A 22765-nucleotide genomic window follows, 5' to 3' on the forward strand; every position below is an offset into this window, starting at 1 on the left:
TTTATTCTAAAATATTCTCTAATGTTTTAGAATAGCAAGTTTGATTCATAGGAAGATAATGACAGGCAATTTGATCTTGCAATTGATACATATCTTTACCTTTAATAGTGTTACATATAATTGCATTTGGTTTATCAAAAGTTAATTGACTTACAGTTTTCATCGCATTGTCTAAATCAGAGAAGCAATGCCCATCTGTCTCAACAACATTCCAGCCAAAACATTCAATTTTTAACTTCAGAGGTTCTAATTCGAGGGTATCTGAAGTCCTTCCAAATCCTTGGATTTTATTACTATCAATAAGCCAAAATAAATTTGTTAATTTATGATGCGCTGCAAATAATGACGCTTCCCAAGTGCTTCCTTCATTTAATTCACCATCTGAAGTGATACAAAAAATTTTTCTTTTTATACCGGTGAATTTATCACTCAACGCTAAACCCGTAGCTAAAGAAAGACCATGTCCAAGACTTCCAGTTGCAAAGGGAATTTTTGTCAACTTATTTGCTGGGGGATGTGCTGCTAAATAAGTTCCATCCTTATAAAAAGTATTAATTTGTTCTTCGGAAAGATCACCAGATTCTGCAAGAGTTGCATATAGCGCTGCAGCAGCATGCCCTTTTGACAAAATAATTTCGTCATTTATGCTACTACACCAATGAAATTTGCAAATTGTCAAAATATCAGCACACGATAACGAAGAGCCGACATGTCCTGCATTTGCATTAAAGTACATTTTTAAAAATCGTTCTTTTATAGATATTGATATTTTTTTTAAATTAATAAAACTGTCTTCGCAATCAATTGGTACTACTTTTCGTGGGTGATCCAAACTCATATCTTTATTAAGCATAATATTATCCAGCTTCGGCTTAAAATTCCACACAAACTTTTTGGAGTCTTTTACGTAAAGGTAAGGTAGCAAGAATTATATTAAATATCAAATCATAATTCTTACAATCTTGCTATTTTTTTATGCATAATCATATATATCTCATTCTATTACGACATTTGCATTTTTAAATCTTGTATATATTTCTATCCATTTCAATACAAGAATATAGAACAATTTTATTTAAGAATAAACGTTTGTATAACATTGTATTATTTTTTTATATAATCAATATATTACACTATAAAAATATTGAAAAATTATAGGATATGATATACCTTTCTTAGGTGTAAATAACTTGTAAAATAAATTTAAACTGCTTCTGAAATTTGAATTTTATATAAATCAGATCAACTCATTTTTTTTTAAATACTGATTAATAATTTTAAATATTAATCAAAAATTACCCTTTAACTCACTTTTATAATCGCGGGAACCATAACTTTGCAATTGAATCATAAAAGTATTTCAAGAATAATTCATCTTGGAAGTATATTTGCATTGGATAATTCTCAAGCAGTTCATGGTTCTTATTTGCATTGTTCTTCTATGCGCGGAATTCCAAGATTAAGAACACAATTCAATAAGCCTGATGAAGTTAGAGTCTATTGCAGTAGAATAAATAAACAATGGAACTTTTTATCAGATGGTAATTTCAAAGTTCATGGAATCTGGAAAAGTCCAATAATAGGAACTTTCACCTATTTTTATTTTATCAATAATGGTGGAGAAAAAGAAATAAAAGATTAACAACGAACATATGTTAAAGAATTTGGACCAGATTTTATTTATGCCCAACCACACAATCCAGACACTATTTCTTGGCATCCTTTTGCTATTAATGATGAACTTATGGCATCTGGGAATATCATGTTTAGTGTAAGAGTTCTAGGTCGCTTATAAAATTCTCTTCACATGAGCTCCCTTTCCAGTTATTCAAAGTGACAGGGGAGCACTGGTGTCATACTAATGAGTGCTGTTAAACTCTACACTATTGTGAAACATTTTTTAATATTTCACATTTTTTTATGTTATTATAGCCACCTACGTGTCCCAGTTGCCTTGTCTATTGAATTCCTTTTTCTTCGAAAAAGTACCAACTAGAAATGAGAGTTATAAACAAGAAATTTATGAAATTTTTGTAATTAAATTTTAAAAATTTTATAAAATAAGAAAAGTAACAAATATTATTATCGCAGACCCGCATTTAAATGGAATTCTCAAATCTAATAAAGTTATTCTTTAATAAGAGCAAATGATAGAAATTCTCTTTTTAAAAATTATCATTAATTTAATAAAATATTTATAATAAAAAAATAATAACTCCACATTAATTTATATCATTATAAAATTAAATTAGTTATTTATTTGGTATAGTTATTGCTGAATAATAATTTGACTGGAACGGCTCAAGTAGACGATCTAAATTAAATTTATTTATTTCTAATTAATGTTACTTTTTCATTATTATTCATAAGATAAATTTAATAATTTAATAATTTTATCGAGGAGTTAAACTTGACATTTGGGGAATTTTTAGAAGAATTTGATATAAATAAAATCTATAATAAAAAAAGTGGAATAAATAAAATAAAATTACAACATTTTGTTTTATTATGCTTTATGTACTTTAAAACATATCCTAAAGAATTTAAAATAAGTAATTTTAATGATTTATCGAATAATTTTTTTTTTCCAAATTACATTGAAAATAAGATATTTGAAATATTTCTAGATGGTTATTCAAAGCAATCATACAATTCCATTTTAAGCAGAGTTTTAAATTTCATAAATATAAGTAACACAAATAATAAAACTATTATGAAATTTATATCAAAAAAAAATGAATTACAAAAAAATATTGAATATCATAATGATAAATTTGATTATAATTATACATTTGAAAACTCAATATTTAACCGATCATTTGACTCACTTTTAGCTGTTAATATAGTTCAAGACTATAACGATAAACTCCTTTTTATTTTAAATAAAATTATCAAAGAAGTGATTACTGAAAGCTTTACAAAAGCATCTCAAAAAACTGGATCAACTTTATATGGTGCATATGACTCTTTTTCTAAAAATCCGATTTTACAGACAACTACCCAAAAAATGACATTTATATTTAACTATATTTATTCACTTTCAAAAATTGATGAAAAATATAAAATAAGTTCCTCAAAAGAAATAGAAAAGCGTAGAGCAAGAGATAAAAAACCAGAAAATAAGATTTTAAAGAATATACCAGGGACTTTTAAAACTATTGGCCATGAAGATAAAAGAAGAAGTGCAATTCCTAAAAAAGTTTTGAATTTTAAAAATATTAGATACATTAACAATCAAAATTGGACTTCTGGAAAAAATGATTGGATATTAAAAGAAAATGAATACTATAAAAATCAAGAAAAATCAGGTAAATACTATATAGCTGGTTCGTCAGGCACAACTATAAATTTTGTATTATTTATATCAGATAAATGTGGTTTTTTATCTGAAGAAGAGAAAATTACTTTTTTACTAGGTATTATCTCTTATTTAGTTTTAGGTGGACATCACTCTTTAGATGAAGTTGCTCAAGCATTTTACTATGATATTGGACAAATTAAGCATTATGATTCTACATATAAGTTAATTCAAGAAAATAAAACAACTTTAGAATCGTTTGGCTCTATGATAAATCAAAATATAAATAAGACATATGAAATAACAAGCTTATTGAAAGTATTAATGGCTAAGAATAAATATTTTAAAAATACTCTTCAAACAACCCTAGATGACTTACTTGAGCATTTTTGCGACTATTATTCATCAGAAGAAAAAAAATCAAAGCAACTAAACTAAATTATCGAGAACTGTTTAAACCTAGGGAGTAAATTTTTTATAAAAATGAAAGTTCTCCCCTAGGATTTCCTATCCGTAGCTTCTAAGAAACGGTCCATTTGCCCCCTTGTTCAAATTGAAAAATGAACTTTTAATCCTCAAAAAAATCAGACTCTGTGCGACACTATTGAATCTGTGACAGCATATTCTGGAATTGGAATATTGCAATCAAGATAGTAGCTCTCAGAAATATTTAATACATCACAGATCACTAATTTTTTTGATTAAAATGCACCAGAAGTACCAATATTAATTAAAATATCTAGCTTAATTTTTCTATCCCATGAACTGTATTCATAAACTTTGCTTCTGAATCAACATAATCGACAATCTCTTTTTTACCATTTATAACCAGATATATATTATAATTATTTATAACTCCAGTATAATAATAATTACTTCTTGATAAATGACTCAATCTAGCAATTTCGCTCAATTTTAATTTAGATATAATCGATTCAGCTTCGCTTTGCAGAGAAACAATAATAAGAATATTTTTATTTGAGATTTTCTTAACAAAATATCATCATTTTTCAAAAAAATTTCAGTTAGTATAAAACAAATCTTTATATAAAAAAACCGAGAAGAATAATTTATTCTTCTCGGTTTTTTAAGTTCCACCAAATAAAATTCAATCAAAAGATATCTATTTAGTAAGATTAAGCGTTAACAGCTTCTACTTCAGCCTTTATTGCCTTAGGTTCTACGAACTCAATAAGAGCTCTTCTGGCATTGTCACCAGGGCGGAATCCAAGTTTTAAAATGCGTGTGTAGCCGCCTTTTCTTTCAGCATTTGCAGGAGCAACTTTAGTAAAAAGGTCACCTACAGATTTTTTGCTGTAAAGAGTCGCTGCAGCGCTTCTTCTGTTTGTAACATTATCAACACGCGCGAGAGCTACGAGAGGTTCTACAACCTTTCTTAATTCTTTTGCACGCTCAACAGTGGTCACCAATGTGCCATGTTCAACGAGTTGTGTTGCCAAACCACGAAGGAGAGCTTTACGCCCTGCGGAATCTCTGTTTAACTTTCTATGTGCCAAACGATGTCTCATGTTCTTCCATCCTTAAATATCAGACTTAAAGTCTTTCTCTTAATTTAGCGGGATCAAACCCTTCAATCTTCATGCCGAGGTGGAGTCCCATTTCAGCAAGAAGGTCTTTGATTTCATTCAAAGTTTTACGACCGAAATTCTTAGTTTTAAGCATTTCAGCTTCAGTTCTAATAACAAGTTCTCCGATATAACGGATACCCGCATTTTCTAGACAGTTAGCTGCTCTCACAGAAAGTTCGAGTTCGTCAACTGATTTATAGAGATTCTCATTCAAACGAGCATCCACTTGAACTGAATCGATCACTTGAACTTCATCATCAGCTTCTTGAAAATTGATAAAAATGGATAGCTGATCTTTAAGGATTTTAGCCGCATAAGCCAAAGCATCTTCAGAGGTCACAGCACCATTTGTGCTAATTTCTAAAATAAGCTTGTTAAAGTCAGAACGTTGACCAACACGTGTGTCGGCAACACTGAAGCTAACTCTTTTAACAGGTGAGAAAACAGCGTCTATTGGGATAACACCTAATGGCAAGCCATCCTTCACAGCGTCGCTTGTTAAATAACCTTTACCAGTTCTCACAGTAATTTCGGCACGAAACTTACCACCAGCTCCCACAGTACAAATAATGTGGTCAGGGTTTAAAATTCGTAATGAACCGTCTGAAATGATATCAGATCCTTTGACAACCTTTGGACCAACAACATCGATTACAGCGGTTTTTTCACCTTCTGTGTCGAGCCATACATCCAAAGCCTTCAAATTTAAAACAATCTCTGTTACATCTTCAGAAACGTCAGGGACTGTCGAAAACTCATGCTCTACTCCTTCAATGCGCAAACCTACAACAGCAGCACCCTGAAGAGAAGAAAGCAAAACACGACGCAATGCGTTACCTAACGTAGTCCCAAAACCACGCTCTAGAGGCTTAGCTATAAATCTCCCAAAAGCAGAAGAGATATCTTCTTTTTCAATAAACTGCGGCTTTAATAGCGCCTTCCAGTTGCTCTGCATTATTGACTCCGTCAACTTTTCCGTTTCGTATTTTGCCCCAAAGCACTCTTTGAGCTCTTACTAATAAAATAAAGCTCCACTACCACATTGCTCACGCACCGGAATTTGAACATCTTCTCGAGCTGGTCTTTGATGATGCTGCGCAAGTTGCCTTGAAGCACTTCTAGTACTTCCCACTTAAAACACTAAAGTTGGAAACCTAGCATAAGCCCATTGAACTAAACTAGAATTCCAAACAATTAGACATTAGAATGTGAAGCTCTATTAAAAATCATTCTGATTCGTTTTTCTAGAGCAGAGTCCGCTTTTTTGGCATTTCCTTCTTCCAAAGTACAATCAGAGTCAAAACGCTTTTAAATCGCATTTTAAGACCAATCTAAGCCTCTGAACGAAGAAAAAAGCACTCACGTACACTTTTCCTTAGTCAACGAAGAGTAGCAGTCATTAAACTCTACGACGTTTTGGAGGCCTGCAGCCATTGTGTGGCACAGGTGTCGCATCTTTAATGAGAGTTACTTTAATTCCTGTTGCAGAAATTGCACGGACAGCAGATTCTCTTCCAGAACCTGGGCCAGTAACAATCACTGAACAGCTTTTCATACCACAATCGATCGCTTTACGAGCAGCGTCTTCAGCAGCAACCTGAGCAGCAAAAGGGGTACTACGACGAGAACCCTTAAAGCCTTTGCTACCAGCACTTGACCAAGTAACAACGTCGCCATTTGCGTCTGCAAATGTAACGATTGTGTTGTTGAAACTTGCAGATACTGTAGCAATACCGGTTGGAACGTTACGTTTAACACGTTTCTTCTTTGATACTACCTTGTTCATTATCCATTACCTCACTCGGTCTTACTTCTTCTTGTTAGCCACAGTCTTTTTAGGACCCTTACGTGTACGCGCATTTGTTTTGGTTCTTTGCCCGCGAACAGGCAAGCCCTTACGATGACGTAGACCACGATAGCAACCTAAGTCCATTAGACGCTTAATATTGGACTGAACAAGACGACGCAAATCGCCTTCCACAGTGTGGTTTGTGTCAATAAGCTTTCTTATGGCGTTAATCTGATCGTCGCTGAGTTCTTGGGTACGAGTATCTCTATTTATAGATAACTGATCCAAAATCTTTTGAGAGGATTTACGACCAAGACCATGTATATACGTAAGCGAAATTTCGATACGCTTGTTACGCGGAATGTCAACGCCCGCAATTCGTGCCACAACTAACCTCCGATATTATTCTATTAACCTTGACGCTGCTTGTGCTTTTTATTTTCACAAATAACTCTTACTACACCAACACGACGAATTACTTTACACTTGTCACATATTGGTTTAACACTAGCTCTAACTTTCATTAGCATACTCCTAGTAAAAACTCACGAAAACGTAATTATTTAGCTCTATAAGTGATTCTAGCCCTAAATCTTCCATCTTTTGTTTTATCATTGGGATCTAGCAGGACTGTAACTCTATCACTGGGCAATATATTGATGCAATTCATTTTCATCTTTCCAGAGACATAGGCTAAAACCTTGAGACTATTTTCGAGTTCTACTATAAACAAATTGTTGGGTAGCTTTTCAGCGATTATCCCTTCCAACTCTACCTTCTTAGGCTTTTCATCACGTTCAGACATTTACAATCATACTCCAATGAGAACAAAGAGCGTTATTGGGTATCTCAAATTGCTGCTTAAATCAAGACCAATCTTCATTTTCTCATTAAAATTGATACAATTTCAGCATAAACAATTTCGGGAGACTTTAACCCATCAACAATACTTAATAATTTCCTATCCGCATAGTACGAGACTAAAGGAAAGGTTTCCTGCTGGTAAACAGTAAAGCGACGCCGTACTGTCTCAGGTTCATCATCCTTGCGACGGAACATTGAACCTAACTTGCCGCAACTCACACAAGAATACTTTGAGATATCTGTATGAGTCACAATAGAATCGACCTTGCCGCATGCAGAACAAGTCCATCTTCTTTCGAAACGCTCCACTAATTTTTCGAGATCAGCTGTCAGTGATAAAACTAGATCAACCTTGCTTGAAAATTTACTCAAAAGACTATCAAATTCTTTTGCTTGTGAAAGATTTCTTGGAATGCCATCCATCAAAACTATGTCGTTTTGAGTGAGTGTCATTGAGGACAGAGCATTTTCAAGACACAAAAACATCGACTTATCATCTATGAGATGGCCTGACTCAACAATACCTTTGACTTTCAACCCGAGTGCGGATTCGGATGCTATTTCTTGGCGTATGATTGCGCCTGTAGAAATATGCTTCACTCCCAAACGTGAACTGAGAAGAGAACACTGAGTCCCCTTACCAACGCCTGGAGGACCTAGAAAAATGATTACCTTCATTTACAATCCTGTTTCATAGCCTTGTATCATTTGCGGTATCTCGCGAATGAGAAGGGAAAATCAGAAAATCATATTTTTGAGTCGCAAGTTGTGCTCTCACTTGGCGAATAGCCTCAAGTGCAACACCCACAACAATCAAAAGAGAAGTTCCTCCAAAGGTCATTTGCTGAGAGAAGGTCCCACCAACGAGAGAAGGAACGACCACAATAAGATTCATGTAAACCGCTCCAGCAAACGTCAAACGAGAAACAACAGTATCAAGAGCCTCAGCAGTCTCACTCCCAGGACGAACTCCTGGAATATATGCGTTTTGTTTTTTTAGGTTTTCGGCTACATCATCGGATTTAAAGACGATAGATGCATAGAAAAATGAGAAAAAGAGACCTAAAATTACAAAGGCGGCATTATATAGCCAATGGCCTGGTAAAAAATCAGCGAGCCAAATATTCCCAGACGAATTTCCAAAACTTAAAAATGTTGCTGGTACAGCTAATAATGTGGATGCAAAAATTGCAGCCATAATACCAGCCATATTAACTTTCAACGGTAAGTGTGTTGACTGTGCAGACATCACTCTCTTGCCAACAAGACGCTTTGCATAGTGGATTGGAACTTTTCTATAGCTTTGCTCAAAAAATGTAACAGCAAAAACAAGAACAAGGGCAAATCCGATGATGCCAAGGGCACCCACAAACGCACCACTATTCTGCTTGACCATTTCAACAATTGTGCTTGCTGAAGACGGTAAATAAGCAACGATACCAGCAAAAATAAGAAGGCTTATGCCATTCCCAATGCCTTTATCAGTGATTTGCTCACCTAACCACATTACAAAACAGCTACCAGCTGCCATAAGTACACAAGACAAGAGCCTAAACGACAGACCAGGATCAAGAACTATCATTCCACCACCAGGACCACGGGAAGCTTCTAAACCTGCTGCTAAGAGATAACCTTGTACAAGCGCTAAAAGCACCGCAAGTGCCCGCGTTATACGAGTCATCTTCTGCCGACCAACACCACCATCTTTTTGCATTTGCTCCAATGCAGGAACAACCACTGTCATCAATTGAATGATAATGCTCGCAGATATGTAAGGCATAACTGCAAGGCTAAAAATGGAAAAGTGACTCAGAGCACCACCTGAAAACATATTGAATATCTTCAGCAGACCTGCGCCTTGCTGGCTTGCAAAGAGAGCAAGTTCTTTGGCATCGATACCTGGAATTGGAATGTGCACTCCAAATCGGAACACGAGAAGTGCTAACAATGTAAACAACAAACGCTTTACAAGGACATTATCTGTCCAGCCACTTCCCTGAGGCATCCCCTGCTTACTCCTCGATAGTTACACCTTTTGCCACTAGTTTTTCACGAGCTCCAGCGGACATAGCAAAATTTCTTACAGAACGAAGCTCTGCAGGAACATCTCCCATGGAGAGTAATTTTGCAATACCAGAGGCGTTAAAACCTTTGCCATCTAAAATGCCATTTTCAATATATTGGCTAGAATCTTTTAAATTTAAGGACTCTACCTCGATAGCGCACACGTTCTTGAACCCACGTTTTGGAATTCTACGGTAAAGAGGAGTTTGACCCCCTTCAAAACCAGGACGAATGCTTGAACCAGAACGAGCTGTTTGGCCTTTACCACCGCGTCCACCTGTTTTACCGAGTCCACTACCTGGGCCTCTGCCTAAACGGCGTCTATCTTTTCTTGCACCCGGATTTGGGCGAAGTTCTTCTATTCTCACGTTTTACTCCTTACTCAGCTGGCTCAACTCTGATAAACTGAATTACCTTGTTGACCTGGCCAAGGATTGGATTCACGTTTGGTAATACGCGTGAAGAACCAATCTTAGAAAGACCAAGTGAAACTAGGGTTTTGCGCTGTGATTCATTACGACCCGCAAAACTACGGAGCAATGTCACTTTAATATTTTTGGTTTCTATAGTTTTCATTTTTGAGAGACCCTTTTTACTTACGAGCTCTTAAGTATTCTTCGGTAGTCGAAAGCTGTTTGAGGCCCTTGAAGGCAGCCTTAACAACATTATGAGGATTACGACTTCCTTGAATTTTAGCCATGATATTAGGAATACCAGCAAGCTCTGCTACCGCACGCACTGAACTTCCGGCAACAATACCAGAACCTTCTGTTGCTGGACTCAAAAGAAGGTGGCTAGCACCAAATTTTGCGTTCACAACAAATGGAATAGTTTGCTTTTCCATTGGAACAGTAATAAGTGATTTTTTTGCTTGAGCTACTGCTTTTCTAACTGCTTCAGGAACTTCAGCAGCTTTTCCAAGACCATAACCAACTGTACCTTGGCGGTCACCAACAACAACAAGAGCTGAGAAGCTCATGCGTCTACCACCTTTAACAGTTTTTGATACGCGAGAAACGCTTACAACTCGATCTTCAAAGCGATCTTTCTTCTGCTCTTCTTTATTCATTTGCATTTTATGATCATCCTTACAAAGTCAAGTTCTTAGAATTGAAGACCAGCTTCACGAGCGGAGTCAGCAAGAACTTGAACACGCCCATGATACGTGAAACCGTTTCTATCAAACACAACAGAAGTTACGCCTGCGCTTTTTGCTCTCTCAGCAACAAGAGCACCAACTTTAACGGCCATTGTTTTGCCGCGAAGGCCAGTCGATTTAACATCTGCTTCAATAGAACTAGCACATGCAAGAACAACGCCTTTTGCATCATCTATAACTTGAGCCTGAATATGACGACTGCTTCTGAAAATACAAAGACGTGGCTTTGTTAAATCAGTTGAGCGACGGCGCCAGAAACGCATCTTACGCAATTGTCTAACTCGTCTACGATTAATAATACGATACATAAAATCTCCTGGTTTTCTGCTCACATACAGAAAACACTAAAAATAAGCAAGTTAATTATTTCTTACCTGCAGATTTACCAACCTTAGTTGCAATCACTTCGCCAGAATAACGAATACCCTTGCCTTGGTATGGTTCTGCTGGACGTACGGAACGTACTTTAGCAGCCATTTGACCAACAAGTTCTTTATCCACACCAGAAATGCTTACCTTACCAGCCTTGTCCACTTCGAAAGTGATTCCAGCAGGGGGATCGATATTCACAGGGTGAGAAAAACCAACAGTGAGATTCAATACTTTGCCAGCCATGTTTGCACGGTAGCCAGTTCCTTGAATTTCAAGGGATTTGCTGAAACCAGCAGATACACCTTGAACCATGTTGGAAAGAAGGGTTCTGTAAAGACCCCAGTATGCAGCACTGTTTTCACCAGTACTTGCAGAAACAACAACTTCGCTACCTTGCTGAGCGACAGAAACACGACCAAGGGTATCACGCTTCATGATCCCTTTTGGTCCATTCACTTCGAGAATAGTGCCGTTTAGTTTTACGGTTACTCCCGAAGGAATTTTAATTGGCTGCTTACCAACTCTTGACATAGAAGCCTCCTAAAAGTCCTCGAAAGTTACCAAATATACGCTAAAACTTCGCCGCCTACGCGTTCTTGACGAGCAGTTTTGCTTGTAAGAACACCTTTAGGAGTCGTAAGAATTGCGAAACCAAGACCACCACGAATTCTAGGAAGATCAGATACACCTTTGTACACACGGCAACCAGGCTTAGAAACGCGAGTCATTCCACGGATTGCTGGTAAACCAGCTTCTGTGTACTTCATTGCGATCTTAATTTTGCCTTGACCGTTATCCTTGATGAGACGGTACCCACGAATGAGTCCTTCTGCTTCCAAGATTTTTGTAATTTCAATTTTTATTGTGCTTGCAGGAACAGTTGTATACTTAAGTCCTGCATTTGTAGCATTACGGATACGTGTTAACATATCAGCAATTGGATCAGTAACGTACATTTTTATTCACCTCACCAACTAGCCTTGACCATTCCAGGAATTTGACCGGAAAGGGCGTTTTTACGTAAGCAAATACGACATAAACCAAAATCTCTGTAATATGCGCGAGGACGACCGCATTGATTGCAGCGGTTGTGCTGACGCGTAGAAAATTTGGCTTTTTTATTTGCCTTATTAATCATAGCTAAACGAGCCACAGCTTCCCCTTTTACTTTCTAAACGGCATATCAAGGAGAGTAAGAAGTTCACGCGCTTCTTCATCTGTTTTCGCAGATGTCACAATTGTGATACTCAAACCACGAGTTTTATCTACTTTATCCGCTTCGATTTCTGGAAAGATAATCTGTTCGCGGATGCCAAGAGAATAATTACCACGACCATCAAAACTATTTGACGAAACACCACGGAAGTCACGTACGCGAGGTAGCGCCACCGAAACGAGCTTGTCATAGAATTCAAACATGCGCTCTTTGCGAAGAGTAACAGAAGCGCCAATTGGCATTCCTGCGCGAAGTTTAAATGTCGCAATAGATTTTTTAGCACGAGTAATTACAGACTTTTGGCCAGTAATTAATTCAAGCTCAGCAGCAGCTGCTTCGAGAGCTTTAATATTCTGAGTAGCTTCGCCTTGGCAGGTATTGACAACGATTTTTACGATCTTAGGAAGCTCCATAACATTCTTTTCGGAATGACGCTTTTTAAGTTCTGGTAAAACTTTGTCGTTGAACTTTGCCATGAATCTTGGTTTTACACCTTTTGAGTGCTCACCGCGAACCACTACTGCGCCGTAATCAGCGCCTTTTTTTCCAGTAGGTTTTTTACCTGCCTGATTTTTTTCGCTTGCCATGGATTATAGAACCTCCGGAGCCAAGCTGATAATCTTGCCACAATTACGTTGTCTTAATTCACGAGCGATTGGTCCGAAAATACGGGTACCAACTGGCTCCTTTTCATTTTTGACAATTTTTACAAGAACAGCAGCATTTTCATCAAAACGAATTCGAGACCCATCAGCTCTCGAAACTTCTTTCTTACAACGAACCACAATTGCCTTGTGTACTTCGCCTTTCTTAACACGCCCACCAGGCACAGCATCCCGTACGGAGACTACAATCAAATCACCAACACGTGCATAACGGCGGAAAGAACCACCCATAACACGAATGACATTGAGAGTACGCGCCCCGCTATTATCGGCTGCTACCAGGATAGATTCTGGCTGAATCACGATACACCCCATTAAATGAGAAAGAAAATAGAAACTATCTTACAATGTTGCTATCTTAGCGACTAACAACAGAAACAATTTTCCAAGATTTACTCTTAGAAACACGACTGCATGGCAAAATATCAACATCTTTGCCAACAACTACATCTGCAATTCCGGATGTATCTGCAAAAACAGATGTGTGTAAGTGAAGGCGTTTGCCGTATGTTCCGTTAGGAACAACACGTGGAACTTCCACTTTTACTGTCTTTGTGTCTTTTGAAACCGCAACAACACGACCTCTGATAGGATTTTTTGTGATTTTTGCATTTTCCATGATATTACCCCAATTATTTAGCGGATTGTGCTTTTTTACGAGAAACGATTTTAAGATCTCTTCTCAGCCCTGCAATACCACCCGCATTCGAAATGAGAGCAGGATCCATGGAAACTCTAAACTTCACGAGCTCTTTAACAAGCTCTGTGTGCTTAGTGGATGCATCACTTGAATTCAAATCAGCAAACTTTTTTTGTTTTTTCATTGATTTTCCCAAACCTTATCACTTCTGCTCATCATACGAGTTTTGAATGGAAGCTTAGCCGCAGCCAGCTCGAAAGCCTCTTGAGCAAGGTTTGCTGGAACGCCCTGAATTTCAAAAATAACTCGACCGGAGCGAATAGGACAAACCCAACGATCCAAACCACCTTTACCAGAACCCATACGTGTTTCAGCAGGTTTCTTAGTGATTGGCTTATCTGGAAACACACGAATCCAAACCTTTCCACCACGCTTTATGTGGCGAGTCAAGGCAATTCGACTTGCTTCGATCTGACGAGCTTCAAGTTTCCCTGGTTCTACAGCCTGAAGAGCAAAATCTCCAAAATCTACGCTATTGCAGCGGTCTGCAATACCTTTGATACGACCTTTGTGAGATTTACGAAACTTTACTTTTTTTGGAGCTAACATATTCTAATTACTCCTCATTGCGCAAATTCTTGGTATTAACAGCAGAGCTAGCTGATTTCCCAAAAACTTCACCCTTAAATAACCAAACCTTAACCCCAATGAGACCATAGGTTGTCAACGCTTCAGAAGTGCCATAGTCGATGTCTGCACGAAGAGTATGGAGAGGAACACGTCCTTCCATATACCATTCTGTACGAGCCATTTCAGCTCCATTCAGACGACCTGCTACGCGAATCTTGATACCTTTTCCGCCAGCTTTCATAGCTTGTTGCATAACCTTCTTCATAGCTCTTCTGAAGGAAACGCGTTTTTCAAGCTGTTGAGCAACGTTAAATGCAGCGAGTTGCGCATTTGTATCAGGACTTTTTACTTCAAAAACATCAACTTTGATATTCTTGTCGTTCGTTTTAAGAACTGTTCTTACTTCGTCACGAAGAAGCTCAATTCCCTTACCTTGCTTGCCAATAAGTTTACCAGGTTTAGCTGTGTAAACTTTAACAACTACTTGTTTAGCAGCGCGTTCGATTTCAACACGAGCGACGCCTGCTTCTGAATATTTTTTTGAGATGAACTTGCGAACATTCAAGTCTTCATTAAGATTTTTTGCGAATTCGCGCTTACTAAACCAGCGAGAATCCCAAGTCTTGTTGATTCCAAGTCTCAAACCAATTGGATGTACTTTCTGACCCACTGCTGTACCCTCTGTTAATTAAGTTTAAGACGAATAGTTAAGTGCGACGTCTTTTTAAGAATTAGCGTTGCACGTCCTTGAGCACGTGGCATAAACATGCGACGGCGTGGACCTTCATTCACTACAAAATCACTAATTACAGTGTTTACAGCGCTATTTTCAGGAAGCTGAGCCAACGCAGAGCGGATAAGCTTTACGGCAGCAACAGAACCAGAGCGTCTTTCAACAGAAAGGATTGCTATAGCCTGTGGAACAGTTTTGCCAATAATCATTGGCCTTAACAATCTAGCTTTACGTGCAGTACACTTTGCAGCATAGTGTGTTGCTTTTGCGTCCATAACTTACCTCTTACTTTTTCTTAGCGGCTTTTTTATCCGCACCATGACCATGGAAAGTACGAGTTGGCGCAAACTCACCAAGCTTGTGTCCTACCATGTTTTCGTTCACATAAACTGGAACGAATTTCTTTCCATTGTGAACTGCAAAAGTTAATCCAACAAAATCAGGAAGAATTGTTGAACGGCGACTCCAAGTTTTAATAACCTTAGCGGCACCTTTGTTCTTTTCTGCTGCTTTGAACAGATAGGAGTCAACAAAAGGACCCTTTTTCAACGAACGTGGCATGCTTTTACCTCTTAACCAATTCGAAAATTATTTCTTACGACGGCTTACGATAAACTTATCGCTCGGTTTAACCTTGCGAGTTTTATAACCCTTAGACAATTGACCCCATGGAGAACATGGATGACGACCACCACTTGTACGGCCTTCACCACCACCCATTGGATGGTCTACAGGGTTCATAGCGACACCACGAACAGTTGGGCGAACACCTTTCCAACGATTACGGCCAGCTTTACCAAGGGATACATTCATATGATCCGCATTGGAAACGGTACCGATAGTCGCATAGCAATCTTCAGGTATAAGACGAAGTTCCCCAGATGGCATACGGATTTGAGCATATTGCTCAACGCGACCAACTAAAGTTGCAGAAGCGCCCGCACTACGAACAAGCTTTGCACCTGCCCCAGGACGCATTTCAATACTGTGAACAACCGTACCCGCTGGAATTTTCTTGAGCGGAAGACTGTTGCCAGCTTTGATATCTGCTTCGCCTGAAGCGATAACTTTTGTACCAACCTTAACACCGTCAGTTGCGAGAGCGTAGCGACGATCTCCATCAACGAACTTAATTAAGGAAATAAATGCAGTACGATTTGGATCGTACTCGACAGAAGTTACTACACCTTCGACGTCTTTACGAGATCTTTTCCAATCGATAACACGGTATTTTACCTTATTACCACCGCCATGATGGCGAACAGTAATACGGCCGTTGTTATTACGACCAGCCTTACGAGGCTTTGCAGCCAAGAGAGGCTTGTAAGGAGTATCAGTCGTAAGAACTTCTCTGTAGTTAATATAACTCTGTGTTCTTGTTGTGGCCGTATATGGCCTTAATTGTCTGATTCCCATTTTCCTCATCCTTGCGCGATAATTCGAGGATTTTTCCGCGCACTAAAAAAACACCAACAAAACCGAAGAAGCTTATTCTGCAGCAGCATCAGCTGGAGCGGCTACGACTGGAGCTGGAAGCTCTTGACCATCTTTAAGACGAATGAACGCCTTCTTGATGTTAGGAAGCTTAACTTCAACAGCACCACTTTTTTTAGAACGAGCTTTACGAACAACTCTTCCACGTAAAATAGAAGTATTTACATCTACAACGTCAACACCAAAAACATCTTTAACAGCTGCTTTGATATCTGCTTTTGTAGCTTTAAGATCAACTTTAAGTGTGTAAACCTTACTTTCTAAAAGACCGTATGATTTTTCGCTTAAAATTGAACCTTTAATAACATAATCTGAACGCATGTTCATTTCCTTTCTTCAAAATTCAGTCTGCAAGTCTTGATTCAAGAACTTTGAACGCTTCTGGACTTGCAACAAGACTGCGCGCTTGAAGAACAGTGAATGCATTCACTTGCTCTGGGCTCACAAGGTGCACGCCGCGAATGTTGCGAAGAGCACGGATTGTGTTTTCACTTGGATTACTAAGGCAAACCAAAGTATTCCCTGTGAAATCAGCAACGCTTTTTAATACAGTTGCTGCGTCTTTTGTTTTTCCACTTGCGAAATCAAGTGCGCCAACGAAAACTTTACCAGATTTAACACGCTCAGAAATTGCAATTCCAAGAGCCACGCGACTCATTTTTAATGGAATCGCTTGACGATAGTCACGTGCTTTAGGTCCATGAGCTACACCACCACCAACATGGAGTGGAGCAACGAAAGAACCGCGACGCGCGCTACCTGTTTTCTTTTGCTTATATGGCTTTTTACCAGTTGACTTAACCATCGCGCGTGTTTTCACGCCAACAGTACCTTGTCTTTGGTTGGCTCTGTAAGCCTTAACAACTTGCCAGAGAGTGCCTTTATTACGGTCAGCGTAGCTAACCAAACTCTCTGGAAGGTTTTCTATTTTAGACAACATTTTGCTATCCCTTCCCAAAACTTAAATTTAAACAAATACCATACCGCCGCGTGCACCAGGAACACCGCCTACGACAGCCATAATTGACTCTTCATGAGACCAGTAAGCAACCTGAACATTGCGGAGAGTTACTTGTACATTACCGTCTTGGCCTGGCATTTTTTTGCCTTTCATAACGCGACCAGGTTCAGTACGCATACCGATAGAACCAGGAGATCTATGAAAACGGCTACCATGACTTGCAGGACCGCCTCCAAAACCATGACGAGTCATAGCGTCTTGAAAACCGCGACCTTTTGAAAAGCCAGTAATTTTTAATTTTTGTCCGACAGTGAGAGAAGGAGCTTTAAGAGGTGAGCCTACTTCAAATTCAGCAGGATTTTCTACAACCCATCCACGAACCAGTTTATTCTTGTGACCAGTTTCGTATTCAACAACGACAACGACTTGGCCATTCGCCAATTTCTCGTGTCTTACAACCTTAGCTGGCTGCATTTTTAATACAGTTACGCCTTGAGCTGCGCCAATCTGCGTAAATGCACTAGTCATGCCAACTTTGCTAAAAGCATAACGTACCATATGACTTTAACTCCTGCTGGATGCGATAAATCACAGCGCCAGCTTGTTGTTAAAACTTTCTAACACAAAGTCAGAAAGTATAATTAAATAAATCAATAAAAATCGATAATTAGTAAAGATTGATCTCTACATCAACACCAGCTGCGAGGTCGAGCTTCATAAGGCCATCAACAGTTTGTTGTTTTGGCTCGAGAAGGTCGATCAAACGACGGTGCGTGCGGATTTCGAACTGCTCACGAGACTTTTTGTCTACGTGAGGAGATCTCAACACTGTATAACGATTAATAATTGTTGGCATTGGAACAGGACCAGCTATTTTAGCCCCTGTGCCTTTTGCCTTGTTAATAATTTGAGCTACGCTCTGGTCAACCAGAGATACATCATAGCCCTTGAGACGAATACGGATTTTTTGGCTTTCCATTGAATTACACTCCAAACCGTTGGGCGTCGATTCGTAACGTAGAACGACGCCCACTGTCAAGCAAAATTTATAAAATTTAAGCAATATCTAAACATACCGAACAGGTTAAAATTGCTTATCTCATTTGGTGATGCGAACCTGTCCCAAGGCGTGCAACAACTTGTGGAATAGAAGCCTCAATAATGGCTTCCGCATCGAGACTCTGACCTTCAACAAACATATCGAGATTGTTGTAGTAGTTCACACCTGTTCCAGCAGGAATCAAACGACCCATGATGACATTTTCTTTGAGGCCACGCAAAAGATCTTTGCGTCCAGCAAGAGCTGCTTCTGTAAGCACTCTTGTTGTCTCTTGGAAGGATGCCGCTGAGATAAATGATTCTGTTGAAGATGCTGCTCTCGCAATACCTAGAAGAAGAGGTTCAGCTGTTGCTGGACGCGCTCCTCTTTGCATAGCAAGTTCGTTTTGCTCTTCAAAAGTCCATTTTTCGATCTGCGCTGCAGGTAAAAATTCAGTATCCCCTGGATCCTTAATACGAACACGACGGAGCATTTGCTTAACGATAATTTCAATATGCTTATCGTCGATGTTCACACCTTGCAGCTTATAAACTGCTTGGATTTCAGAAACAAGGTAACTTGCCAAGGCTTTTTCACCAAGAACTTTTAAGATGTCATGTGGGTTCAATGGACCGTCAACAAGAGGTTCACCCGCACGAATAAAGTCGCCTTCGGTGACAACAACGTGGCGTCCCTTTGGAATGAGATACTCACGGCTGTCTCCGCCACCCATTTCTGGATTGACGACAACACGTCTTTTCCCTTTGATATCTGCACCAAAGGAAACAAAACCATCAATTTCAGAGATAATCGCGAAGGTTCTGCGTTTCTGAGCAAGGAAGAGCTCAGCAACGCGTGGAAGACCACCGGTAATATCTTTTGTTTTTGCCTGTTCACGAGGAATTTTAGCAAGAACATCACCAGGATAAACCATATCCCCATCTGCAAACATGATAGTCGCACCACTTGGAAGTGGATAACGAGCATCACGGGTGTCAGTGATTCGAATCGCAGTGCCAGAAGAATCGGTGACAACGATTGCAGGTTTGATCTTTGTGTCTTTGTTTTCGATAACAACACGACGGGTCAAACCAGTAACTTCGTCAGTACGCTCTTCAACAGATACACCTTCAAAAAGGTCTTGGAACTTAACTTTACCAGGAACTTCGGAAACGATGACAACAGAGTGCGGATCCCATTCAATAAGCATGGTACCAACTTTTACACTTGCTCCATCTTTTACAAAGACTTTAGAACCATATGGAATAGAATGGCGGTCACGTTCAATACCATCAAGGTCATAAACAATAACTTCACCATTACGGCCCATTGCAGTGTCCCATTCAGCACGCCCTTTGACGAGGCTGACATTGGAAAGCTGAACAGTACCCTCTGCCTTCGCTTCATATGAAGAAGCTTGGGATTGGGTTGTCGCAGTACCACCGGAGTGGAACGTACGCATTGTCAACTGAGTTCCAGGCTCACCAATAGACTGAGCTGCAATAACACCAACCGCTTCACCTACGTTCACGAGATTACCTGTCGCAAGGTCACGACCGTAGCATTTTGCACAAACACCACGACGGGTACGACAAGTTAAGACAGAACGCACATAAACACGGTCAATTTTAGCCTGATCGAGGCGGATAACCGCTTCTTCATTGATTTCTTCGTTTGCTTTGACAATCACTTCGCCGGTTGCACGGTTCTTGATGTCGTAAAGCGATGTTCTTCCAAGCGTACGATTTCCAACGCGTTGGATAACTTCTCCACCTTCAACTACAGAAGTGATTTCAACTCCATCGAGAGTTCCACAATCTGTTTCAGAAATGATGGTATCTTGTGCAACATCCACTAACTGACGTGTGAGGTAACCTGAAGAAGCTGTTTTAAGAGCTGTATCGGCAAGACCCTTACGCGCACCGTGTGTGTTGATGAAGTACTGAAGAATTGTGAATCCTTCACGCAAGTTGGAAGTCACAGGAGTTTCAATAATCTCACCTGTTGCTTTCGCAACGAGACCCTTCATCCCAGCGAGCTGACGCATCTGTTGCTTGGAACCACGGGCTCCAGAGTCGGCCATCATGTAAAGAGAGTTAAAGGATTGAATTCTAACTTCTTCACCTTTTTGGTTGACTGCTTTTTGCGTTTCAAGCTGCTTCAACATTTTTACGGTAATTTCGTCCTGAACACGTGACCAGATATCAATTACTTTATTGTGGCGTTCACCTTCCGTAATAAGACCTTCTGCGTATTGTTCACGAACTTCTTTAACTTCACCATAAGCTTCATCCAAGAGTTTTGTCTTCTCTTTTGGAATCATCATGTCTTTAATTGCGATAGAAATACCTGACTCTGTTGCATAACGATAACCTAATTCACGCAATGCATCGGCTAGGAGAACAGTCTCCTTTGCTCCGCAAAGACGGTAGGTGTCGTTTACAAGCACAGCCAAAGCCTTTTGATCGAGGGCTTTGTTGTACTTTTTAAAGAAAGGCACTTTGTCTGGAATCACTTCTCTTAAGAGGCAACGACCCACTGTGGTTTGTACAAGCTCTTTGTCACCTTGGTGCTCACGCACAAAAATACGGGTGTGAAGCTCAACAAAACCGTGATCATAGGCAACACGAACTTCTTCAAGACTGGAGAATTTCATGCTGTCGCCACGTAGAGTGATATTTTCACGTGTCAAATAGTAAAGACCAAGAACGATGTCTTTACGTGGCTCAATAATAGGCGTTCCGTGCTGAGGAGACAAAATGTTATTTGTCGACATCATAAGCACGCGCGCTTCTATTTGAGCTTCAAGACTGAGCGGAACGTGAACACACATCGTGTCACCGTCAAAGTCCGCGTTAAACGCTTGGCACACCAATGGATGAAGCTGAATAGCTTTACCTTCGATGAGCACAGGTTCGAACGCCTGGATACCAAGGCGGTGCAATGTTGGCGCACGGTTCAAAAGAACAGGGTGTTCTTTTGTACATTCTTCAAGGAGATCCCATACTTCTGGACGTTCCTTTTCCACCATTTTCTTTGCACTTTTAATAGTTGAAACATAGCCTCTTTCTTCAAGTTTGTTGAAGAGGAAAGGTTTGAACATTTCAAGAGCCATAAGCTTAGGCAGACCGCATTGGTGTAAGCGCAATTCTGGGCCAGCCACAATTACGGAACGACCTGAGTAGTCCACGCGCTTACCGAGCAAGTTTTGACGGAAACGACCGCCTTTCCCTTTCAACATATCGGAGAGGGAACGGAGTGGACGCTTGTTAGGACCCGTGAAGACTTTTCCACGGCGACCGTTGTCAAAGAGGGCATCGATAGCTTCTTGAAGCATACGTTTTTCGTTGCGCACGATAATTTCGGGCGCATTGAGCTCGATCAAACGAAGCAAGCGATTGTTACGGTTGATCACACGACGGTATAAGTCGTTGAGGTCAGAAGTCGCAAAACGACCACCATCCAGTGGTACAAGCGGACGCAGGTCCGGAGGCAACACAGGAATAACGGACAACATCATCCACTCAGGACGGTTGTCACTCATAGTGAACGCTCCCACAACCTTCAGCCTTTTGATAAGCTTTTTGCTTTGGGCGTCGGAGGTTGTGTTCAATAGAGATTCTTTGAGATGCTCAGCAAGCTCGAAGACATCTACGGATTGAAGCATTTCAAGAAGCGCATCGGCACCAATACCAACACGGAAAGCATTGTTTCCGAGTTCACGTACTTTTGCAGCAAAACGATCTTCTGAAATGAGCTCATGTTTTTTAAGATCGGAAGTTCCTGGATCGAGCACGATGTAAGATTCGCAATAAAGAACTTTTTCAAGATCTTTAAGCGAGATATCTACTACGCAGCCAATACGGGAAGGTAAACTTTTTAAGAACCAAATGTGCGCAACAGGGCTGGCCAAGTTGATGTGACCGAGTCTTTCGCGGCGCACTTTGCTTTCAATAACTTCCACGCCGCACTTTTCACAGACGGTTCCGCGGTGTTTTTTACGTTTGTATTTTCCACAAATACATTCGAAGTCACGAACGGGTCCGAAGATTTTTCCGCAGAAAAGTCCGTCACGTTCAGGCTTGAATGTTCTGTAGTTGATTGTTTCAGGTTTTTTAACTTCACCATAAGACCAACTTCTGATGCGCTCAGGAGAAGCTAAACCAATTTTTACTGCACTAAAATTCAAAGGATCTACAGGTTTTTCGAAGAAACTGTAAACATCTTTGGTACCTTCATTCATACTCATGCT

32 protein-coding genes are annotated in these 22765 nt (G+C 39.6%); 2 read left to right on the top strand and 30 right to left on the bottom strand.

The features are described 5' to 3' along the window. Position 1: 1 nt before the first annotated feature. Positions 2–853: a 1-deoxy-D-xylulose-5-phosphate synthase N-terminal domain-containing protein gene (locus tag H7355_RS10830; RefSeq protein ID WP_186647382.1), complete on the bottom strand. Its 852-nt coding sequence runs from the start codon at positions 851–853 to the stop codon at positions 2–4. 483 nt (positions 854–1336) lie between these two features. Here H7355_RS10830 and H7355_RS10835 point away from each other — a divergent pair, with 483 nt between their 5' ends. Both H7355_RS10835 and H7355_RS10840 read left to right on the top strand, forming a co-directional pair. Next, positions 1337–1642, top strand: a complete 306-nt coding sequence (locus tag H7355_RS10835) for a hypothetical protein (RefSeq protein WP_186647384.1) — start codon at positions 1337–1339, stop codon at positions 1640–1642. 768 nt (positions 1643–2410) lie between these two features. After that, a complete protein-coding gene (locus H7355_RS10840; RefSeq protein WP_186647386.1) occupies positions 2411–3736 on the top strand; it encodes a hypothetical protein in 1326 nt (441 codons plus the stop codon). 698 nt (positions 3737–4434) lie between these two features. On the opposite strand, the gene rplQ is transcribed toward H7355_RS10840, so the two are convergent. From rplQ to rpoC, 29 genes are all read right to left on the bottom strand, one after another. Then, a complete protein-coding gene (gene rplQ, locus H7355_RS10845; RefSeq protein ID WP_186647388.1) occupies positions 4435–4827 on the bottom strand; it encodes a 50S ribosomal protein L17 in 393 nt (130 codons plus the stop codon). Between the two features lie 25 nt (positions 4828–4852). After that, positions 4853–5842: a DNA-directed RNA polymerase subunit alpha gene (locus H7355_RS10850; RefSeq protein WP_186647390.1), complete on the bottom strand. Its 990-nt coding sequence runs from the start codon at positions 5840–5842 to the stop codon at positions 4853–4855. Positions 5843–6286: 444 nt separating this feature from the next. Beyond that, entirely contained in the window at positions 6287–6673 is a 387-nt protein-coding gene (gene rpsK / locus H7355_RS10855) for a 30S ribosomal protein S11 (RefSeq protein ID WP_130610630.1), read from the bottom strand. Between the two features lie 21 nt (positions 6674–6694). Further along, positions 6695–7063, bottom strand: a complete 369-nt coding sequence (gene rpsM, locus H7355_RS10860) for a 30S ribosomal protein S13 (RefSeq protein ID WP_130610633.1) — start codon at positions 7061–7063, stop codon at positions 6695–6697. Positions 7064–7086: 23 nt separating this feature from the next. After that, positions 7087–7200 carry a 50S ribosomal protein L36 gene (gene rpmJ / locus H7355_RS10865; protein ID WP_130610638.1) on the bottom strand — a complete coding sequence of 38 codons (114 nt, stop codon included), beginning with the start codon at positions 7198–7200 and terminating at the stop codon, positions 7087–7089. Positions 7201–7235: 35 nt separating this feature from the next. Then, positions 7236–7481 (bottom strand): translation initiation factor IF-1, encoded by a 246-nt coding sequence (gene infA, locus H7355_RS10870; RefSeq protein ID WP_130610641.1) that lies wholly within the window; start codon positions 7479–7481, stop codon positions 7236–7238. Positions 7482–7555: 74 nt separating this feature from the next. Then, positions 7556–8218 carry an adenylate kinase family protein gene (locus H7355_RS10875; RefSeq protein WP_186647392.1) on the bottom strand — a complete coding sequence of 221 codons (663 nt, stop codon included), beginning with the start codon at positions 8216–8218 and terminating at the stop codon, positions 7556–7558. Positions 8219–8231: 13 nt separating this feature from the next. Further along, a complete protein-coding gene (gene secY / locus H7355_RS10880) occupies positions 8232–9545 on the bottom strand; it encodes a preprotein translocase subunit SecY (protein ID WP_130610647.1) in 1314 nt (437 codons plus the stop codon). 7 nt (positions 9546–9552) lie between these two features. After that, a complete protein-coding gene (gene rplO / locus H7355_RS10885; protein WP_130610650.1) occupies positions 9553–9972 on the bottom strand; it encodes a 50S ribosomal protein L15 in 420 nt (139 codons plus the stop codon). 10 nt (positions 9973–9982) lie between these two features. Next, complete coding sequence (gene rpmD, locus H7355_RS10890; RefSeq protein WP_390808375.1) at positions 9983–10150, bottom strand: 50S ribosomal protein L30; 168 nt, start codon at positions 10148–10150, stop codon at positions 9983–9985. A gap of 46 nt (positions 10151–10196) precedes the next feature. Further along, complete coding sequence (rpsE, locus tag H7355_RS10895) at positions 10197–10673, bottom strand: 30S ribosomal protein S5 (protein WP_130612864.1); 477 nt, start codon at positions 10671–10673, stop codon at positions 10197–10199. A 35-nt stretch (positions 10674–10708) separates the two neighbouring features. Next, positions 10709–11071: a 50S ribosomal protein L18 gene (gene rplR / locus H7355_RS10900; RefSeq protein WP_130610658.1), complete on the bottom strand. Its 363-nt coding sequence runs from the start codon at positions 11069–11071 to the stop codon at positions 10709–10711. 55 nt (positions 11072–11126) lie between these two features. After that, positions 11127–11666 (bottom strand): 50S ribosomal protein L6, encoded by a 540-nt coding sequence (gene rplF / locus H7355_RS10905; RefSeq protein WP_130610662.1) that lies wholly within the window; start codon positions 11664–11666, stop codon positions 11127–11129. 26 nt (positions 11667–11692) lie between these two features. Beyond that, on the bottom strand, positions 11693–12091 hold the full coding sequence (rpsH, locus tag H7355_RS10910; RefSeq protein WP_130610665.1) for a 30S ribosomal protein S8: 399 nt from the start codon (positions 12089–12091) through the stop codon (positions 11693–11695). A gap of 11 nt (positions 12092–12102) precedes the next feature. Continuing rightward, positions 12103–12288, bottom strand: a complete 186-nt coding sequence (locus H7355_RS10915; RefSeq protein ID WP_130610668.1) for a type Z 30S ribosomal protein S14 — start codon at positions 12286–12288, stop codon at positions 12103–12105. 11 nt (positions 12289–12299) lie between these two features. Continuing rightward, positions 12300–12827, bottom strand: a complete 528-nt coding sequence (gene rplE, locus H7355_RS10920; protein ID WP_130612867.1) for a 50S ribosomal protein L5 — start codon at positions 12825–12827, stop codon at positions 12300–12302. A gap of 114 nt (positions 12828–12941) precedes the next feature. Beyond that, positions 12942–13319, bottom strand: a complete 378-nt coding sequence (rplN, locus tag H7355_RS10925) for a 50S ribosomal protein L14 (RefSeq protein WP_130610671.1) — start codon at positions 13317–13319, stop codon at positions 12942–12944. Between the two features lie 55 nt (positions 13320–13374). Next, positions 13375–13635 carry a 30S ribosomal protein S17 gene (rpsQ, locus tag H7355_RS10930; protein ID WP_130610674.1) on the bottom strand — a complete coding sequence of 87 codons (261 nt, stop codon included), beginning with the start codon at positions 13633–13635 and terminating at the stop codon, positions 13375–13377. A gap of 13 nt (positions 13636–13648) precedes the next feature. Continuing rightward, positions 13649–13840: a hypothetical protein gene (locus H7355_RS10935; RefSeq protein WP_130610677.1), complete on the bottom strand. Its 192-nt coding sequence runs from the start codon at positions 13838–13840 to the stop codon at positions 13649–13651. Next, complete coding sequence (rplP, locus tag H7355_RS10940) at positions 13837–14265, bottom strand: 50S ribosomal protein L16 (RefSeq protein WP_130610680.1); 429 nt, start codon at positions 14263–14265, stop codon at positions 13837–13839. Before rplP ends, H7355_RS10935 begins: the two co-directional genes overlap by 4 nt. A 7-nt stretch (positions 14266–14272) precedes the next feature. Next, entirely contained in the window at positions 14273–14956 is a 684-nt protein-coding gene (rpsC, locus tag H7355_RS10945) for a 30S ribosomal protein S3 (protein WP_186647394.1), read from the bottom strand. Positions 14957–14970: 14 nt separating this feature from the next. Beyond that, complete coding sequence (locus tag H7355_RS10950; RefSeq protein WP_186647396.1) at positions 14971–15294, bottom strand: large ribosomal subunit protein uL22; 324 nt, start codon at positions 15292–15294, stop codon at positions 14971–14973. Between the two features lie 10 nt (positions 15295–15304). After that, a complete protein-coding gene (rpsS, locus tag H7355_RS10955) occupies positions 15305–15580 on the bottom strand; it encodes a 30S ribosomal protein S19 (RefSeq protein WP_130610689.1) in 276 nt (91 codons plus the stop codon). Between the two features lie 27 nt (positions 15581–15607). Then, positions 15608–16444 carry a 50S ribosomal protein L2 gene (rplB, locus tag H7355_RS10960; RefSeq protein ID WP_315861832.1) on the bottom strand — a complete coding sequence of 279 codons (837 nt, stop codon included), beginning with the start codon at positions 16442–16444 and terminating at the stop codon, positions 15608–15610. Between the two features lie 63 nt (positions 16445–16507). Then, the gene (rplW, locus tag H7355_RS10965; RefSeq protein ID WP_186647398.1) at positions 16508–16840 is read right to left on the bottom strand and encodes a 50S ribosomal protein L23; all 333 of its coding nucleotides are present in this window, start codon (positions 16838–16840) and stop codon (positions 16508–16510) included. 16 nt (positions 16841–16856) lie between these two features. Next, entirely contained in the window at positions 16857–17453 is a 597-nt protein-coding gene (gene rplD / locus H7355_RS10970; protein ID WP_130610699.1) for a 50S ribosomal protein L4, read from the bottom strand. A 27-nt stretch (positions 17454–17480) separates the two neighbouring features. Next, entirely contained in the window at positions 17481–18032 is a 552-nt protein-coding gene (rplC, locus tag H7355_RS10975; protein ID WP_130610702.1) for a 50S ribosomal protein L3, read from the bottom strand. 109 nt (positions 18033–18141) lie between these two features. Continuing rightward, positions 18142–18453, bottom strand: coding sequence for a 30S ribosomal protein S10 (rpsJ, locus tag H7355_RS10980; protein ID WP_130610705.1), 312 nt, complete (start codon positions 18451–18453; stop codon positions 18142–18144). Between the two features lie 115 nt (positions 18454–18568). After that, positions 18569–22756, bottom strand: coding sequence for a DNA-directed RNA polymerase subunit beta' (rpoC, locus tag H7355_RS10985; RefSeq protein WP_186647561.1), 4188 nt, complete (start codon positions 22754–22756; stop codon positions 18569–18571). Positions 22757–22765: the final 9 nt, after the last annotated feature.

This window comes from Fluviispira vulneris (genome assembly GCF_014281055.1).
GTDB lineage: Bacteria > Bdellovibrionota_B > Oligoflexia > Silvanigrellales > Silvanigrellaceae > Silvanigrella > Silvanigrella vulneris.